Genomic DNA, 15,700 nt, shown 5'->3' with positions numbered 1-15,700 from the left:
TCGACGCATAGAGTCGACCCATAAGTGCGCGCAGAGACGCTTAGCGTATATCTGTGCCCGTTCTATGTCCTGACCCCTTCTTGTCCGCAGACATAGGCCTTCACCATTGCGCGCTCGATCTCGCCAATCGTATTTTGCGTGCGCCCCCCTTTACGCGCCTTGCGATCCCGGGCGACAATGTCGCGCGCGACCTCGCGGAATATCGTGCGCATTTTCGATGTTGGTCGCTCGGCTTTGGCAGGCTTCCTTTTGACGTTCACAGTTGCAAAATCCCGAAAAAAAGCGAGCCTCAGACCGACTGACGCGGCGCGATGCCGAGGCGCTGTGCGACCTGCGTGTAGAGACCGACGATGCCGGGCATGGCGACCGTGACCGCAAGACCGAATGGTACAGCTTCATCTATCGGAGTGCCCGGATCTGGATCGCGCTGCACAACGAGGTCAATCGTCATATCCGGGCCGACGACCGGCGCTTTGTCACCTTCCCAGCAACGCATGAATATGGTGCCGCGATTAGTCTGATTGCCGTCCGGTTGAAGGCTTCGCGGAGAAACGCCCAAAGTGCCGGCTTCTGCTGGATCGAGCAGCTTGAGGCGAACGGATCGGTAGCTCTTGCGTCCCGGTTGCACGGGTGTGAACCATGCCAGCGTCGCCGAGAGGCTGTGGGGCCGGGCCTGACCGCTCATAACCGCCGGTATGGGAACACGGACAGTGGTGACACGGTCGCGCGAAAGTTCTCCAACCGCCCAGAACGTCGCGCGGTCCTCCGCGCACGCTACCGCGTCTTCGGCGTCAACATAGCCAAATCCCAGGAAGCGCCTGATATTGTCCTTGATGTGGCTGTGATGTCCGCCGACTGGACCGATGATCGCTTTGATCCGTGCAGCAATGTCATCGGGCCACCGGGCGGGATGGACAAGCAGTGCCTTAAGCAAGGCCGCCCGCTGAATGTGGGGCAGGCCCGCAAAATCCGGATACGCCGCCTCTAGTGCGTCGTGGATCCGATGACATGTGCGTGATGCCAGCGCGGTCGCGCCGCTGGTCCCGCCCGAATAGCCTTCGGCTACCCCGAAGGCGCCGGTACGAGGCGCAGCCACTTTGAGGCCAGCGGGGCGCGTCGAGGGCGCCGGCCTGACGAAGACATGACCGTCGGTCCGCATCTGGCGGAGGTGCTCGCGACCTCCCGGCATCAAAATGTCGGGTTTGACTGATCGGGCAAATCCAGGGCCGAGAGCGCTCGACGGGTTGGCGGCACGAATGCCCGGAAAGGGGTCGATGATGGTGCGGGCGGCGCGGCGGTCCGCAGCCGACACCCAATCGTCGTTGGACGCGCCGACCGTCACCGCGTTGATTGCCTCGGACGGCGAAAACATACGCCGGTCAGCCATCAGATTGCCGATCGCGGTCAGCGTGCCGTCACAGCGAGCGGCGGCGTCAGCGTCTTCGAAAGCCGTGCCGGTCGCGAAGGCTGGGACGCCGAAGGTCTCCCTCACATTACCAGCACTCACCAGAAACAGAATGCCGTATCGGTACGCCAGTCGATCCAGCAGCCGTGCCCATGCCGACAGCGACGACTGAAAGGGACGCCGCTCGTTGCCAAGCGAGAGATTGACGATCAGCACGCCCGGCGCCGTTGCATCCGGGCCTTCTCGCATCGCTCTAATGGCGAGAAAGATGATATCGACGACAAGCCGTCGTGCCGGGAAGCGATCCCCAGCACCCATCACCGGAACAACATGAATGCGCCGCGGCAATGCCGGTGCGGGATTGTTCCTGTCGCCATGCACGAGGAGCGACGCCATCGCAGTGCCATGGACGCGTTGGTCCACGGGGGCATGGGGTTCGAGATCGAATTGATCATCCACGACCAGATGAGCGGCGAGCAGCGGATGTGCAGCGACCGGAACTCCGTCGAGCAGGGCCAGGATCGGTTCGCGCAGGTTGCCGACCGCAGCAGCGGTGCCGGCGTCTGTGACGTCCTCGATCTCGATCGTCGTCGCTAGGCTTTGCGGGCGGATGTGCATGACAGGCTCGAGGCTGGCGATGCCGCCTTCCGCCCGATCGATGATCTCCCGGATCGCGCGTACCGGCAAATCCACAAGCAGGGCATGATAGGCGATGTCGGGCAGCCGGGCACGCGAGATGATATCCCCGCCGCGTGCGGTCACTGCCGCGCGCACTTCATCTTCCCGTGCCTGGGCCTGAACCTCAGAGGCTCGGTAGATCAATTCGATCTCCAGCGGGACAAGCTCGTCCTCGCCGCGCTCCTCGATCTCCTCGGCGAGAAAACTGGCGTCGATTCGTTGGACCCTGTCCTGAGGCCCCCATGGTCGCAGATCGCGAAGCAGTTCGAACACGCCACGCCACGGCGTCTCCCCGAATTGCAGTTGATCGGCGTTCCAGCGCCTCCAAAGAGAGAGCAGTTCTGCGAGCGCGCGTGCGTCCGGAACAAGGAGGTAGGCAACGGGCTCCTTGTCGTCGTCGCTGCCTAACTCCTCCTCGTCGATCAGTTCGAGGCCGGGCACGCGCTGAACGGCTGCGGCAAAATTGTTCACCGAGCCACGGACTTCGAAGACGAGCAATCTCTCCGGTGCCAGGGCAGCCGGATCGGCACGCAGTTCGAGACCGCCCGGATCTCGCGCCAAAGCCTGGGCCAGGCGGTCGAAGTTTGGGGCAAATGTGGCTTGCTGGCGATCCCGAGGGAAAGATTCAGGTGGCCGGGGAAATTTTTGCTGACCGGCGGGGCGTTGTCTTGATTGGTCTGGCGTCAGCCTCAGCAGGGGCTTGGTTGGATCGCTCGCCATCTACATTCCCGGGCCGTACGCGCGATTTCCATAGTTCAAGCTCTGTCTCGAGCGCATCATCAATCCCAATCTCCCCCAAACCCAATATCTGCCTGCGCCTCACATTCTGGCACAGGTCGAGCGCTTCGGCATAACTTACTTCGCCAAGGCGGGTCGCGAGCTTCTGTACAGTCATGCGCGGAGTTTCAGGCCAGCCAGAGATGACCCTGTCCAAAAACACCTCAAGCAGTTTGCGATCGGGCTGTGGAAAAGCTAACCGCATCTGAAAGCGACGCCATACCGCGCGATCAAGCAACTCTGCATGATTGGTAGCCGCAACAACTATAACATACGGCGGCAATTGATCGAGTTGCATGAGCAAGAACGAGACCACGCGCTTGATTTCGCCGGTTTCATGGGTGTCGCCACGCTCTTTACCGATAGCATCAAACTCGTCGAAAAATAGGACGCTCGGCTGTGTGCGCACATAATCGAACAGTTTGCGAAGCCGAGCGTTGGTCTCACCAAGGTAACTGCCGATCAAAGCATCATAACGTACGACGAAGAATGGTAAGCCCAGCGCCTCCGCGATTGCCTCAGCAAAGGACGTCTTCCCGTTTCCAGGAGGCCCGGAAAGCAGAATCCGATGCCGTGGCTCATAGGCATGTGCGCGCAAAACATCAGCACGCATGTGCTCTTCGATCAGCTGACGACCATTCTCGCGCGCTGGCAACGAAAGGAGCAGATCATCAAATCTAACCCGCGCTTCGATTTCGATGATCGTGTCTCGACCTGGCCCGACCTGAGGCTGGGAGGTCGTGAGAGGCGGCGGCGTTACCGGCACGGTGCTTAGTGCGCGTTCGATGCGATCTGCAACGATGTGGTGATTTTTGGCTCGTTCGTCCGCGGCAATGGCCTCGGCCGCTGCGCGCAGCGTCTCACGGTCGCCAGCAACGCTGGCGCGAACGAGCGAGACGAGATGATCAGCGCGGGCCATTTTCTATGTTTCAGTCACTCAATCGGCAGGATCAAAATCGACTACCTGGGGAATCTAATGAAATTTTCCTGCGGTGTAATCAATTATTCGCGATCCAGCTCTAGCAGACCTAGCACGATAATGCCTCTGCCATATGTGACGCTCCGTAAGGGTATCTGAAACCAGGGACCATCGTGGAGCAAGCCAGCATTCCATAGCCTAGATTCCCTATAGAAAGCTCTCACCGGCGTGGTTCTTGAACAACGCGGCATCGCGAACATAACCGAGGAGCACCTCCACCTTCTTCTGACGCGATACCTCCTGCATCTTGGGCAGCGAGGCTCCGGCCTTGGCCGCCTCGGTCAGAAACCCTGAGCGCAGTGAGTGCGCACCGACTGCGGCAGGATCGAGCCCAACCTTTTGGGCGTAGCGCTGAATCAGGCGGGCAACCGAGCGATCCGACATGGGCTCTTTGGTCATCATCCCTTGTGCGTCGGTGCGGTAGAACAAAGGACCAGCCTCCCCTCCCCTTGCGCTGAGCCATTCGTTGAGGCGCGCGCCCGGCTTGAGAATCTTTCCCGACGGCACCGCGATGACCTGCCCTTCCCCTTCTTGGTCTGTTTTCGAGTGCCTGATCGTCAGCTTGAGGCCTTCCCGCACCAGCTCGAGGTCAGCCAGCTGTAGCGCGACCAACTCGGAACGCCGCAACGCCGCCGCCAGCCCAAGTGCCATGACGGCCCGGTCGCGGATAGCCCGCGGACTTTGGCCTTCAGCAGCTGCAATCATCCGCGCAAGATCGGCCGCCAGAATTGCGCTCTTCTTACGCGTCGGCCGCGCGCGCTGCTCGCGACGGATCCCTGCAAGTGTGTCGCCAATGACATCACGCGAATCACGGTGCTGGGGTGCGGCCTGTCCCGCCTGCCTGTGGTGCCAGGCGATGGCCGCAAGGTGCCGTCCGATGGTACTGTCCGCCCTCCCCGCCTGCGCCAGCGAAGCAAGGTATGTGGCCACTGCCTCTGGCATGGCCGGCATAGGCTCAAGATCGCGCGTCCAGCACCATTCCTCGAACTGCCGCCAGTCGCTGTCATAGGCCCGCACAGTGTTGGCGGCCTTGGAGCGCGCCCGGTATGAGCGGGCCGCTTCGATCTCTGCCGCGAGCTGCGGCGGGATCGCATTCCCCAGCGGCGCGAGCGCTGCTTCATCTGAAAGCCCCAAGGCCATTCTGCTGTGATCGTCCAAGGCAACACTCCTGAGGCTTCAATGCCGCTGCTGTGCCTTACTCCTGCCTTCGGGCGCGGGTGACATTGCCGCAAATTTCGGCTGCTCTATATAGAATAGTGTGTCGTCCGTGAAGGGCTCTTATCGGACAGCAAAGGCACCGTACAAGCTGGGTATACTTTTTATGCCATTTATATACTATCTGGCCGATGGCATCCACCCCAGCACCCTGGCAACTGACGCTTGCCCGCATCGAAGGGGCCCTCCCCTTCATCTCACCCGAGCTGTCCGAATGCCTTGCGCTGGCCTCACTCCGGCGCCTCTGGCGCGTACAAGTGCGCGATTATCCGTTTGATAATATTGGAATTGAACACAATCCGGGCCTTGAGGCCGACGAGCTCGTGCGCTCGTGGTACTCCGAAGAACGCCGTCAGTTCTTGTCGTGGATCAGCCGGCGAGGTCACCCTCCTCTCGCCCATGCTGCCAAGCTGGTCATGGCCGCGAAAAGTCACTCCGAAGGATTCAGCGAGACATACAGGCCTGCTGATCGCGCGCTCGAACGGCTCGATGCGCTGCTGCCGACCAGCGATCCGATGGGCACCCTCCTTGAATGGCTGGCGGAACTGCGAACTGAGGAAATCGACTTTCTTGAAGGCGGCAGCGAGATCATCCAGGTCAGTGGGTTCGCGGTCACACGTTCGGCGCCCCGGGGGGCGGCCTGGGCTGCGTCGCTTGCGGCCGCCATGCGCCCACACTTGTTTGGGCTGGGCTCGGCGCCAATGGCGCTTGCTGGGGTCATGCCGCGGGCTCTGTTCCGTGAACTTCACGAGGATCCCCTGCCCGTCCTATTACGTCGTGCGCTTCAGGCTGCTGCTGAGAGTGCAGCCGCAGACCTCCGTGCCATGCAAAGGGCTCACCTGCAGGCTGAGGGAGCACTTTCAGGCCTCTACGCCTCGTCGACGGCTCCCCTGGCTTGGCGTCTTGTAGCCGGCATCGGACCTCTTACCCGTGCGGAGCTTGCCAGAGGCCTTGAGGTGACCAAGCGAACCGCGTCACAATCAGTTACGGCTATGGTGACTGCCGGCATGGCCAGTCTTCGAACTTCCGATGGCGCAATCGTCCGAACGGACACGTGAACGTGTCATGGACCCCGGAATACTTCCCGGTAGCAAACGCCAATTCGATTTTGTGAGCTCGCTCTGCGGCGTAGCAGCTGCTCTACGAACTTTTTCGCCCTGCCCGGGTCAGCGAATGATAACTTACGTCGCTGTCCACGCGTTCCAATCCGGCCCCACGAGAATTCAACAATCGAAACACCGAACAGGTCTTGGCTCCGAGATATGTCATAGCGCCGTGCAACATTGAGATCGGGATTTTTGGCTTCGAGCCAAATGTGACACTCGTTCTGATCATGCTCTAACATACGGAGGAGTATGCGACAGCCGCCTGGAGCTAGGCCAATCGGAAGTTTGAATCACAGGTTTCTATGGTGATTCAAGGAATCGATCCTGAGGCTGTGACCGCCGCTCAGTTGCGGACGTCTGATTCTTATGGAATTTGCGCGTCTCTCGGGCGAGGTCATTCTCGAAGCGAGAGCGCGATCTTCCTTAATCTTGAATCAAATCAATAACAAATCCGCCGCAGGCGAAAACGTTAGGGGATTTAGATTCTAAGGTTAAGAGGTTACCTGCTCGCCATCAGCCTGCAAACTCCTGATTTCTCGCGAGTCGGGGTCGCTATGTCGAATCTGATAACACGATGTTCGGTTTCTGATAGCACGACCGCCAGATTCTAATAACACGTCATCTGATGCCCGATCACACGTTGGCCACCTCCCTGCCCTGTTGATAACTTTGAAAGCACGGCTCAGAGCGTGAGGCCATAGGATCAGTTAGCGTTCCGATTCACATATGATGCGCCGATCCCAAACTTTCTGATCCCCCATTTGCCCCTATGCTGAAACGAACGTGTTTTCGGAAATGTGGTATTTCCGGTCGAACGTGTTTTCAGGAATGGTTTTTGGAGGCATTTTCCATCGCCCAGCTTGAAGGCCGACCTGTCGGGTTTCTGGATCGCAGTGACCGAAGTGGAGCCTAAGGCGATCTGCCAGCTGGTTTGAGCGCTGCACAGTAGATCGCTGATTTCAGTCAAAGATGGACGGCAGAAGCACGGCCGTAGGGTCTATGCGGGTGCTCTTGGGCCTAGTCAGCGATTTCTTAGCAGGCGCCGAACGTAGACGCGTTCCTCTGATCGAGCGGGCTAACCGAAGTGATTCCCGAAAACACGTTGGCTAGCTGCCGTGCATGATGAGACTGTTCGTATTGTTACGATAGATCGCTATGCCTGCGGCAGAGCGTAATCAGGCCTGAAGCCGAGCGGCAGCTCTACCAGCGCGCCGGGCGCCGCTACCAAGTCCTGCAGAAGGTCGCGATCTTCAAAAGCCCGGAAGCGTATGCTTGTTGCGCTCGTGGTGCTTTTTCATGAAGCCGTAGAACCGTTTCGAGTAGTTCCTTGGCAACTCATGCGGATTGCTGTTCAAAAAGGAATCGAATTGCCGCATCAGCACATCGAGATCCCAACCAGGACATTCAGCACGGATGGCCTGATAGATTTCGGGGTCAAGAGTGTCCTGCGCCCCCCCTCCCCTTCGTCGTGACTGAGATTGGCTTGCATTGCTGTCCAATGCCGCTGATGCATCGGCTTGCTGTTCGGGGCGCAAGCTCGCGCTCGTTGTTGCAAGGAGCTTGCGCACGAGGGCAGGATCAACGAATTCCTGCGGAGGGCTGACCTTGGCTGCCTTTTCGAGGGTTGCGCGCTGAATGCGCTGGGCTCTGCTCTCCGTGGTGACAGAGCCACTGCCCTCGGTTTTTTCAGAAAGTTTTTCGAGATGGCGACGCATCACCATCTTTAGCTTTGGGCGCGGCGTCTCCGCTCCAATGACCTCCAGACTGATATCCGGTAGGTTGTTAGCTCGCGCCAATTCAAGAATCTTGTTCTTGAACGAGGGTAGGGAGCTTTCGCTGCCGCTTTTCTGATGAAGAGTTTCGAAGCCAATCGTGAAACCTTCTGGCCCATTGCCACCAGCGTGCTTGCGAGCTGCGCGGTAGAGCCATTTCCCAAGTCCGCTCGTTATCTCGAAATACAAAGGCGAAATCGCAAGGACATTTCGCTTGTCCATGACCCCGTCGAAGAACCATTTGGAAAGCGTGATTTCCATCCCAAGCGAACGCTGGGTTCGCTCATCAACGAGATGAGTATAGCTATCGATCCACGAAAATGTGGTCTCGCGGGATTTGGAGTTTGCTCGGATGTTCGTCTTGATCGTCGTGGCCTGAAGACGATCAAGCGCTGCGATCAGTCGCTCATAGGCGCGCCCGCTTACACCCCAGCAGATTCGCTTGAGAAGATCGCCAGGTTGAACACGAATGGTCGGCGACAGGTCGTTGTCACCCCGCTCGCGCAATTCGTTGAGGTGAGACGCCAGATAGATCATGATATCTGCATCCCAGATGGTCGCCATACCATAGGCTGGGTTGGCTGATACATGGACGGTGACCGACTTGTCCGGACTGAGGTACTCAATGGGTTTCAGGCGCTTCTTCTTCGAAAGGCTGAAGAAAGGACGCTGCATGGTCTCCTGATAGTCCCGCAGCGAGATGTCGCTGAAATCAGGCAGCGTGAAGAACATCTCGAACTGCACCCGGCGACCGGAGGAGGACTGATCTTTCTCGCTCACGTTCTTCGCCTAGTAAATCTGCCGCTGTCCCACATGTGGGACAAGTGTGCTAAACATATGAAACAAAACGATAAAAGCCACATTTTCAGAGTGGTAAAGGCATGGCCATAGGTGGGTCCGAAACCCTCCTTCATGGGGCAGGCCTTTTTAGAATCTTCGCCTTCTCAATCAGAGGGCGCAATGCATCGAGGATTTCGTCAGCGCTCAAATCAGTGGGGTTGATCGTTATCGTGAGCCCTCGTGCACGATCCTTTTCGATGACACCAATGGACGATCCTGCGGCTTCGATTACGGCTTTCTGGGCACGGCCAGGCCTGCCCGAAACTGCCTTGAGCAGACGGACAACAACCTGAGGGCCAGAAATTGGCTCTTCGTCTCCGGATTGCCGGAAACTTTGCTCCGCAGCGATCTGCTTCGCTACTTCCTCCATCCTAGGGCGCAGCGATGGGTTGCGTATGGCTGGAAGAAGCTTGTCACCGTACCGCACCTGAAGTTCCATTGGCGACGCAAATGCGCTTACGATTGTTTGCGGGATCTCTGTCAGGCCGATGTACCGGGCGAGCGTAGATTTCGAGATCTTTACGCGTTCAGCAAGCCGGGCCTGAAGGCCATCGTAATAAGTATCGACTGCTGCCTTGTAGTTCAAACCGCGCTCTAAATCTGAGATATCTTCCCTCTCGCGGTTCTCAATATCAGCAAGGCGGAACGCAGCTTCGTCATCGAGATCTTCGATAATCGCGACGAGCTCGATATCCGGGTAGTGATTGGCGTTGAGCCACGCGACGGCCCAGTGGCGCCTTGTGCCAATGATCAGTTCGTACTGCAGCTCACCTTGCTGTTTCCGGCGCACGACTACTGGGATGCGGTTCCCGTTTTCTGCTTGGATCGATTCAATCAGAGATCGCAAACGGGGTTCGGTGAGCTGTTCGTAATCACGGGCGTTTCCCGGCCAGATCGAACATTCTGCAGGTTTGAGCCGGATGGTCGGGCGCTTGACCATCCGCGCTGCTTCCGTGAAGCCTTCAAGCCGACGTGTTGTGAAATTGCGCGATGCGGTTGCCCCTGCAGCGTCCTTCGCTTCAGAGACGGAAGGCTGGTCAGGGGCAGGGGAGGCGAGGGCCTCGCCAATCAATGAACGACGGCTCACGCTGCAACACTCCCTGCCGTGTCAGATGACCGTCTCGAAATGCTCTTCGACGGCCACTGCTCATGTATTTCGTTCAGAACTTCTCCGAAGACTGCGTTGAGATTGTCCCGGCAACGCTGGTAAGTTGCGTGCGCAGCTGAAGGCTTGCTTTCATAGATCGACCGGAATGCTTGAGTGGCATTCTTGATTTCCTCAGAAGCTAGGATCGGCTGATTCAGCAGGAAATTGGCATATGTGGCCTTCATCATCTTCCACATGTCGGCTTCACCTGGCTTGCTGGGGGTGTAGGCCGAGCAGACGACGCGAATGAACCCGTAATCAACAGGCGTTCCGTGATCCTCGAGGATCTCGATATTCTCGGCGATGGTGTCCATGAAATGGATGGTTGAAAGATAGTCGAGCTGCCTTGCCGGAACCGGGATAAGCATACCTGTTGCGGCGGCCATCACATTGAGGCCCAGGAACCCCATAGCCGGCGGAGGATCGAGCAAGACGACGTCGAAGTCCTTGATGATGCTGTCGATGCCAATACGGAGACGCTGAAGTCCCTCGCGCACTGCTTGTCCGCCCTCCGTCAACGTTGCCGTGAGGTCCCACTCTGCATCCTGCAGGCCAAGGCTTGACGGCACTATTTTGATTGTAGGCCAAGCGGTTTCTCGGATTGCCTTCCTGAAATCATCGAATGTGCTGCGAGGCGACAGGAAGTTTCCTAAAGTCTCCTCTTCATCGATAAGTGCTTCGGGCTGGATGTCGAACATAGTTGTCGTTGACGCCTGCGGATCGCAGTCGATCACGAGAACGCTATATCCGTTCAGTGCGAGAAAATCGGCGAAATGCTTGGTAATCGTACTCTTGCCGACGCCGCCCTTGAAATTCTGCACGGCTACTACGACCGCATTCTCATGGGCTAGCTTGCCCGGATGAATGTTCAGCGCCTTGCGAATATGAGTAAGGTCTTCGAGCGTGTAATAGCGACGGCCATTGTTAAGCTGCTTCGGAGGCGCGAGACGTCCCTCCTTCTCTGCCTTGGCAAGCGCTTCAGGCGTTCTTCCGACCAATTCCGCTGCCGCCGTAGGCCCAAACGTGATATCCAGGACCTTGCGTTCATCAGGTTTGAACACCACAGCTTTGACCCGATCGCGCATCATTTCGCAGGATCTGGTCATATTTCGCAGTGTGTTCACGGTGTAGGACATGCGTCTGCCTTTCGATGAATCGCAGTTCTGCGACCCAGTTCGTGTTTTATGATCATTTTCGGCGGTAGAAGTCAAACCGATATCTTCGGGATGGTGCCGGTCCCGAATCCTCGTCGCTGCCGGGCACCCCTTGTCGCATAGCCCGTAGTGATCACGGGCTCATAAACCCGAGGCGAGAGGGAAGGGGGATGACCTGATGCGGTTCAGCATCAGGAGCAGACCGTGACCGACCTTTTTGAACAATCCAGCCAGAAGCTGGACGCAGCAATCACCGAAATCCAGCACGCCATCGCCACCGGACTGGCGAACAAGCCATGCCTGTTTGAGACAATGCGCCAGCTCTACGGGGAGGGCTCCGCCAACGGCGCCTGGAGCCAGAGGGACGCTTTTGACCTGCTCGAGGCGGCATTGACGCGCCACATGGCCGGACTGCTGAGCAAACCTCAGATGCTGACCCAGATTTCGGAGACCAGTGCGCTGATCGAGGCACTGCCGACACATACGGTCAGAAGTGAAGACCAGATCAGGTACCAGCAATTCTCGACGCCGGCAGACCTAGCAAGCCTAGCCGTGATTTTGGCGCAGCCACTCGCAACTGATATCGTTCTTGAACCGAGCGCCGGACATGGCGCTCTCGTGGCAACTTTGCCCGATGTCAGCGCATTGCATCTCAACGAAATCGACCCGCGCAGGCGTGAGAAGCTGGCTCTGCTGTTTCCCGATGCCAACATCACAGGGATCGATGGAGCCATGCTGGCCTCCCATCTCGACGCGACTGTACGGCCCAGCCTGATCCTGATGAACCCGCCGTTTTCCCGTTCAATGGGACGAGGGGCAGACGAGTTCGCAGCTGTGCGTCATCTGCGCGCTGCCATCATGCGGCTAGGGAAGGGGGGTCGGATCGTCGCGATCATGCCGGACTGGTTCACGACGAGCGCAAAGCTCGCGAAAATCTACGAAGACACCTTTGCCGCTTGCACGGTCCGCACATCCATCCGGCTCGATAAATGCTATCACAAGCAGGGCACCAGCGTGGCCGTGCGCTTGTACGTGATCGACAAGATCCCGGGGCAGATCAGACCTGCAGTTTTGGCGCGGGAGACAGTTGCAGACGTCGCGTCTGCGGTTCCAATCATCAAACGCGTGACAGCCCAGCCCGAATGCGCGTCACGCGCGATCCCACCGAAAGCAAAGCCGAGTGCGCTCTTCAAAGCCATGCGGGCGACGCCGAACGCAAAGCCCGTCAAGGCGAGGGCAGCCCAAGCCCCCAAGGTCAAAGCACTGGCGTTCAGTACCCTAGACAAGCCGCGCGTGCTCGGTGAGCAAAGCGGGGTCTACATCCCGTACCGGCCAAGCCGGGTCGACATTGTTGGCGCACGCGAGCATCCGACGCCGCTCGTCGAAAGCGTGGCCATGGGCTCGATCCCGGCACCTATCCCGGATTACGTCCCGGCGCTGCAGGACCGGGTCCTTCAGGAAAGCCTGCTCTCCGAGGCCCAGATCGAAACTGTCATCTATGCCGGGAACGCGTGGCAGCAGTATCTGCCGGGCCTGTTCGTTCCGGCTGAGGAAGGCGTTGGCCTGCAACTCGACGAGCAAGGGCGTGCCTACCGCAAAGGCTATTTCCTAGGCGATGGCACGGGGGCGGGGAAGGGCAGGCAGATCGCCGCTTGCATCCTTGATGGCTGGCTTGCGGGACGCCGCAAGGCCATTTGGATCTCGAAGAACGAGAGCCTACTCGAAGACGCGCGCCGCGACTGGAGTGCAATCGGCGGCCTTGCCGCCGACATTCAGCCGCTTTCCAACTGGAAGATCGACCAGGCGGTTCCGTTTCGCGAAGGGATCCTGTTCGTCACCTACCCGACTCTTCGCAGCCAGCGTCAGGACGCCACCCGCCTGAAGCAGCTGCTCGATTGGGCGGGCGAGGATTTCGACGGTGTCATCGCGTTTGACGAGAGCCACGAGATGGGCGGTGTTGCAGGGGGCGAGGGCGCCCGCGGCACGAAAAACGGATCGCTGCAAGGCATCGCCGGCGTGCTGCTGCAAAACAATCTGCCTGATGCCCGGGTTCTCTACGCCTCTGCGACCGGAGCCTCGGAGGTCAACAACCTTGCCTATGCCGTACGGCTCGGTCTGTGGGGAACTAGCACTGCGTTTGCCAACCGCGAAGATTTCATCAGCCAGATCAGGGCAGGGGGCATCGCCGCGATGGAACTCGTGTCGCGGGACCTCAAGGCACTGGGCCTCTATCAGGCGCGCGCGCTTAGCTTTGCAGGCGTCGAATACGAGATCCTGAAACACGATCTGACCGCCGAACAGATCGCCGTCTACGACACTTATGCCGACGCCTGGGCGATCATTCATCAGAACCTTGAGGAGGCGCTGGAGCTGACCGGTGTCGTCGATGAAATCGACGGCACAACGCTCAACAGCGGTGCGAAAGCCGCAGCGCGAAGCCGGTTTGAAAGCACCAAGCAGCGGTTCTTCAACCAGCTGCTGCTGTCAATGAAGCTGCCAACGCTGATTGCTGCCATCAATCTCCATCTGGACCGCGATGAGGTGGTTGTCGTCCAACTGGTTTCGACCGCCGAAAGCATCCTCGATCGCCGTCTCGATAGCCTCTCGCCAGAAGAGCGCGCGGAGCTCGACCTCGATCTCAGCCCGCTCGACGCGGTAATTGAGTACCTTGAGCGCGCCTTCCCCACGCAACAGATGCAAGTGTTCGTCGATGATACCGGCACTCAGCGCTCGGCACCGATGTTCGACGAGGAAGGCCGTCCAGTCCACAACCAGACTGCGATCGCCCGCCGCGCCGAGATGATCGAGCATCTGTGCGCCATGCCGCCGATCAAGCCAGCGCTGGACGGGATCATCGAGCACTATGGACCGGAGAAGGTCGCCGAGGTGACCGGGCGCAGCAAGCGGCTCATCACCCAGAGCGACGGCCAGCAGCGGCTCGAAACCCGTTCGCCGCGGACGAACCAGTCCGAGACCGACCAGTTCATGGATGGCAGAAAGCCGATCCTTGTCTTCAGCGATGCGGGCGGCACAGGGCGGTCCTATCACGCGAGCCTTGACGCAGCTTGCCAGAAGCGGCGCATCCACTTCCTGCTTGAGCCGGGATGGCGAGCCGACCGCGCCATCCAGGGGCTGGGCCGAACGCACCGGACCCATCAGGCGAACACACCGCTGTTCCGGCCTGTCACCACGAACTGCAAGGGCGAACTGCGGTTCACCAGCACCATTGCGCGCAGGCTCGACAGCCTGGGGGCGCTGACCCGCGGCCAACGCCAGACGGGCGGGCAGAACCTGTTTGACCCTGCCGACAATCTCGAAAGCGAGTATGCCAAGGCCGCTCTCTCTACGTGGTTTGCCTTGCTGGCAGACGGCAAGCTCAAGAGCGCAACGCTGATCGATTTCCAGCGCCGTAGCGGGCTTAAGATTGTCTCCGACGATGGCGTGCTAGAAGAAGACCTTCCGCCGATCCAGCGTTGGCTCAATCGCATCCTCGCATTGCCGATCGGAATGCAGAATGCGATCTTCGAAGAATTTCTGGGGTTGGTCGAAGCGCGGGTGTCGGCAGCGCGCGAGGCAGGATCACTCGACGTTGGCGTCGAAACCCTTCGGGTTGAACAGGCCGAGGTTGTCGAAGACATCGTCCTGCGGACCGACGGGCGAACCGGCGCCACGTCACACTTGCTGCAGCTGGCTCTCAAGACGAGAGCACGGCCGATCTCCCTTGAGCGTGTCCTTGAGCGCCGCGACTGTGCCGACGGCTGCATTCTGCTCCACAATACCAAGAGCGGGAAAGCAGCCCTGGCCGAACCTTCGCGGCACTTCATGACCGAGCAAGGCGAGCTGATCAGGCGAGTTATCCTCCACCGTCCCCTGCGCCGGGAATACCACCACTTCGATGACCTTGCGGAATCGGCCTGGGAGGAAGCACCACGCCGGGCCTTCGAGAAGCTGTGGCAAAGCGAGGTTGCGGAGCTTGCCGAACGGCTCACCACAGAGACCGTGTACCTTGCAACCGGACTTCTCCTGCCGATCTGGGCGAGCCTGCCTATCGACTATCTGGAGGTCCGGCGCATCGTCGACGAAGAGGGCAGAAGCTGGCTCGGCCGCATGGTCCACGAGCTCGATGTGGCAAAGCTGCTCGAAAAGTTCGATATTGCCTCCACCGTTAAAATAACCCCGGATACGATCATCAGGGCGCTCGGCGAAGGCCGGACAGTCCCTATCAAGCAGCCGTTCGAGGCGACTATCAAATGCTCGCGTGTGGCAGGGGAGCAGCGCTACGAAATCGTCGGTGCGCCCCCTGAACAGCTGCCTTGGCTCAAGAGCATCGGCTGCTTCACGGAAATCATCTCGTTTCGTACGCGAGTTTTTATTCCCACAAGATCAGCGCCATCGGTCATCGGCGCGTTGTTTCGAGCACAAGAAACAGCAATGCTGGGAACCTCGATGCGCGGCGGTGACAGCACTGTGCAGCTGGGCTTCGTGTAATTGACCGAAACCTGATGATGATCGGCATGGCAGTGTGGATGATGACGTAGGGTAGAAATCGTCAATTCAGCGATGCAGTACCGGATCATCGGTGCACGGAACAGCTTCTGTCTGGATTGTGACATGATGGATAGAGAAC

Annotated in this window: 10 protein-coding genes; 2 read left to right on the top strand and 8 right to left on the bottom strand. The window is 59.0% G+C overall.

Translation table 11 applies throughout. The features are described from left to right. Positions 1-62: 62 nt before the first annotated feature. From AC0QC4_RS16355 to AC0QC4_RS16340, 4 genes are all read right to left on the bottom strand, one after another. Entirely contained in the window at positions 63-260 is a 198-nt protein-coding gene (locus AC0QC4_RS16355; protein ID WP_483661178.1) for a hypothetical protein, read from the bottom strand. A 29-nt stretch (positions 261-289) separates the two neighbouring features. Further along, positions 290-2,803, bottom strand: a complete 2,514-nt coding sequence (locus AC0QC4_RS16350; protein ID WP_483661177.1) for a S8 family peptidase — start codon at positions 2,801-2,803, stop codon at positions 290-292. Then, positions 2,709-3,779: an AAA family ATPase gene (locus AC0QC4_RS16345; protein ID WP_066531344.1), complete on the bottom strand. Its 1,071-nt coding sequence runs from the start codon at positions 3,777-3,779 to the stop codon at positions 2,709-2,711. Before AC0QC4_RS16345 ends, AC0QC4_RS16350 begins: the two co-directional genes overlap by 95 nt. Positions 3,780-3,986: 207 nt before the next feature. After that, positions 3,987-4,997 (bottom strand): site-specific integrase, encoded by a 1,011-nt coding sequence (locus AC0QC4_RS16340; RefSeq protein ID WP_483661176.1) that lies wholly within the window; start codon positions 4,995-4,997, stop codon positions 3,987-3,989. A 188-nt stretch (positions 4,998-5,185) separates the two neighbouring features. On the opposite strand from AC0QC4_RS16340, the gene AC0QC4_RS16335 reads away from it, so the two are divergent. Beyond that, positions 5,186-6,112 (top strand): hypothetical protein, encoded by a 927-nt coding sequence (locus AC0QC4_RS16335; protein ID WP_483661175.1) that lies wholly within the window; start codon positions 5,186-5,188, stop codon positions 6,110-6,112. 5 nt (positions 6,113-6,117) lie between these two features. Here the strand turns inward: AC0QC4_RS16335 and AC0QC4_RS16330 are convergent, their stop codons facing one another. The 4 genes from AC0QC4_RS16330 to AC0QC4_RS16315 form a co-directional block, all read right to left on the bottom strand. Next, the gene (locus tag AC0QC4_RS16330) at positions 6,118-6,399 is read right to left on the bottom strand and encodes a WGR domain-containing protein (RefSeq protein ID WP_483661174.1); all 282 of its coding nucleotides are present in this window, start codon (positions 6,397-6,399) and stop codon (positions 6,118-6,120) included. A 1,011-nt stretch (positions 6,400-7,410) separates the two neighbouring features. Next, the gene (locus AC0QC4_RS16325; RefSeq protein WP_082745399.1) at positions 7,411-8,664 is read right to left on the bottom strand and encodes a replication initiator protein A; all 1,254 of its coding nucleotides are present in this window, start codon (positions 8,662-8,664) and stop codon (positions 7,411-7,413) included. A gap of 178 nt (positions 8,665-8,842) precedes the next feature. Then, on the bottom strand, positions 8,843-9,859 hold the full coding sequence (locus tag AC0QC4_RS16320; protein ID WP_483661173.1) for a ParB/RepB/Spo0J family partition protein: 1,017 nt from the start codon (positions 9,857-9,859) through the stop codon (positions 8,843-8,845). Further along, positions 9,856-11,055, bottom strand: a complete 1,200-nt coding sequence (locus AC0QC4_RS16315) for an AAA family ATPase (RefSeq protein WP_058803372.1) — start codon at positions 11,053-11,055, stop codon at positions 9,856-9,858. Before AC0QC4_RS16315 ends, AC0QC4_RS16320 begins: the two co-directional genes overlap by 4 nt. 222 nt (positions 11,056-11,277) lie before the next feature. Here AC0QC4_RS16315 and AC0QC4_RS16310 point away from each other — a divergent pair, with 222 nt between their 5' ends. After that, positions 11,278-15,561, top strand: a complete 4,284-nt coding sequence (locus AC0QC4_RS16310; RefSeq protein ID WP_483661172.1) for a strawberry notch-like NTP hydrolase domain-containing protein — start codon at positions 11,278-11,280, stop codon at positions 15,559-15,561. The last annotated feature ends 139 nt before the right edge of the window (positions 15,562-15,700 follow it).

It is taken from the genome of Sphingomonas sp. jy18 (genome assembly GCF_056931895.1).
The sequence above is the reverse complement of the archived record's forward strand: the minus strand, read 5'-3'. Positions and strand labels throughout refer to the sequence as shown.

What these genes read in the sequence shown, in the direction of transcription:
- AC0QC4_RS16325 (WP_082745399.1), bottom strand. Translation starts at nt 8,664, where the DNA reads ATGTTCTTCACGCTGCCTGATTTCAGCGACATCTCGCTGCGGGACTAT.
- AC0QC4_RS16350 (WP_483661177.1), bottom strand. Translation starts at nt 2,803, where the DNA reads ATGGCGAGCGATCCAACCAAGCCCCTGCTGAGGCTGACGCCAGACCAA.
- AC0QC4_RS16345 (WP_066531344.1), bottom strand. Translation starts at nt 3,779, where the DNA reads ATGGCCCGCGCTGATCATCTCGTCTCGCTCGTTCGCGCCAGCGTTGCT.
- AC0QC4_RS16315 (WP_058803372.1), bottom strand. Translation starts at nt 11,055, where the DNA reads ATGTCCTACACCGTGAACACACTGCGAAATATGACCAGATCCTGCGAA.
- AC0QC4_RS16330 (WP_483661174.1), bottom strand. Translation starts at nt 6,399, where the DNA reads ATGTTAGAGCATGATCAGAACGAGTGTCACATTTGGCTCGAAGCCAAA.
- AC0QC4_RS16335 (WP_483661175.1), top strand. Translation starts at nt 5,186, where the DNA reads ATGGCATCCACCCCAGCACCCTGGCAACTGACGCTTGCCCGCATCGAA.